The organism is Stenotrophomonas sp. P5_B8 (genome assembly GCF_054049855.1).
Genome location: NZ_JBFULO010000609.1, coordinates 1 through 1768, shown reverse-complemented (window position 1 = coordinate 1768; position 1768 = coordinate 1). Strand labels below are relative to the sequence as shown.

General features: G+C 57.8%; 3 protein-coding genes. All 3 read right to left on the bottom strand.

Features of this window, described 5'->3' with window-relative positions; genetic code table 11:
• A partial coding sequence (locus ACXJKH_RS19925; RefSeq protein ID WP_457321955.1) for a type IV secretion system protein occupies window positions 1–622 on the bottom strand: 622 nt, incomplete at its 3' end.
• Window positions 623–705: 83 nt separating this feature from the next.
• On the bottom strand, window positions 706–1482 hold the full coding sequence (locus ACXJKH_RS19920; RefSeq protein ID WP_457321953.1) for a hypothetical protein: 777 nt from the start codon (window positions 1480–1482) through the stop codon (window positions 706–708).
• Between the two features lie 49 nt (window positions 1483–1531).
• The coding region (locus ACXJKH_RS19915) for a hypothetical protein (RefSeq protein ID WP_457321952.1) at window positions 1532–1768 on the bottom strand (237 nt) is incomplete at its 5' end.

The following is a 1768-nucleotide window of genomic DNA, read 5'->3' as shown; positions in this document are numbered from 1 at the left end:
GTCCAAGGCCGATGAACAATGCCAACGCCACCTCGTAAAGCAGCAGCATCGCACCTGCYGTCACTGCCGGGCCGCCAGTGCCCATGCCGATGAACCAGAGCGCTCGCGTTTTGTCGGCCTGCAGGCCGGGGTCATTCAGGATCTTGATTCCGTCGATACTGGACAGGGCAACCTGCATCCATGCCAGGCTCTTGTCGATCTGGTCTTCGGGCTTTTCATCCTTGCCCGTCACCACGTGGGTGATAAGACCCTTCACATCCTCGTTGAGGAATTCCTGCAGGTTGCTGCCGAACATGGCCATGCTGGTGGCCACACTGACGATCAAGGCCGCGCGCGCCATGTTGGTCACGAGCACCATCATCGAATCACGACTGCGACCGGTAACGATTCGATAGCCTTGGATCAACACCCAGAGCGTCATCAGAATCAGGGCGATCCCGCCTACCCAAGCCATCATGCGACCCATCAGCTCGATGCCGAAGTCGCTGATCCTGTCGCGCAGGTAATCCATGATCAGCTTGAAGAAGACGAAGTCACCGATCGACTGGACACRCACAGCGTAGCCCAGCAGATCCTGCAATCCGCCTGAGAAATCAAAGTTGGCCAGCCACCTGATCGTCATTTCCACAATCCCTTGGTAATTCCGTTACTGCATGAAACGCCGCATTGCTTTGCAGCGCCTGTCTACACATTCATGGCGCCAGCTCAGTGAACGCTGAGCGCCGTCTTCAACGCGGTGGTCTTCACAAGATCACTGATCAACTGCTTGCTTGGATCGCCCTTCAGCGCGGCCTGGGCGACCACCTTTTGATTGGCCTCCATTACCTCGATGTAGGCGTCATAGGACTGCATGCGTGCCTGCCAGGCCTGTGCCTGAACCGCCAGATCATTCGCGGTACGCATGGAGTCGCTATCAACCGCTGTCACGTTGCCCAGCAGCTTGCTGCCCTGGCGCAGTGCCTCGATCGCTTTCAAAGAGGAATCCATAAGCGGCACCGTCTCCTTGATGAAGAGGACCGAGTCGTTGTACTTGCGGTTCTGCATCATCCGGATGTTGACGCAAATCTGCCGCTGCTGAGCCTTCACGTCGCCCTTCGCATCAAATACGAAGTAAGCGAACATTCCGGTGACGCTCATGTCCGTGCGCGGACCGCAGGACTCGGTCACCATGTAGTCATTGGGGACAAGCGTAAGGGTCGCTGACGGCGACAGGCCGAAATTATTGATGATGCCCTGCACCGTAACCAGCGCGTTGGTGTATTCCTTCATCAGGTTGATCCAGCGGGTGTTTTCCTTGGCAAACTCCGCGATGTCCTGGAAGTTGCTCTTGATCGCCTGGATGATGGCGGTGTAATCGATCACCGGCATGCCCGCGTTCACCGACGTGGCGCTTACCGACATCGCCACGCCCATGACCAGTGCCGCAAGCCGGGTGCGGCGCGGGCTGCGGCCGTTCATTCGGTTATTCTTCGCGTTGTTCATCATCGTCTCCATTGTCAATTCGTTCCCGAGCCTTGGCCGTCAGACGCAATCAGGCCACAGCATCCGTGCTGGGTGAGGACTGGCGCGAGCCCTTCCGTTTCTTGTAAAAGTCGCCAAGCCACTGTTCCGGGGTGAGCTCTGCCTGCGAGACCTTCTCGCGCTGCGCAGCGTCATGCATCACGCGATGCATGACTTCGATGTTGTCGGTGGAGGCAGAGATCACCGACAGAATGTCGTCCATGCCGCGCAGGTTCAGCTGACAAACGCTTRCCGCGTGCCCCTGCTT

Excerpts from the sequence above, each read along its gene's own strand:
- ACXJKH_RS19920 (WP_457321953.1), bottom strand. The coding sequence starts at position 1,482 with ATGAACAACGCGAAGAATAACCGAATGAACGGCCGCAGCCCGCGCCGC.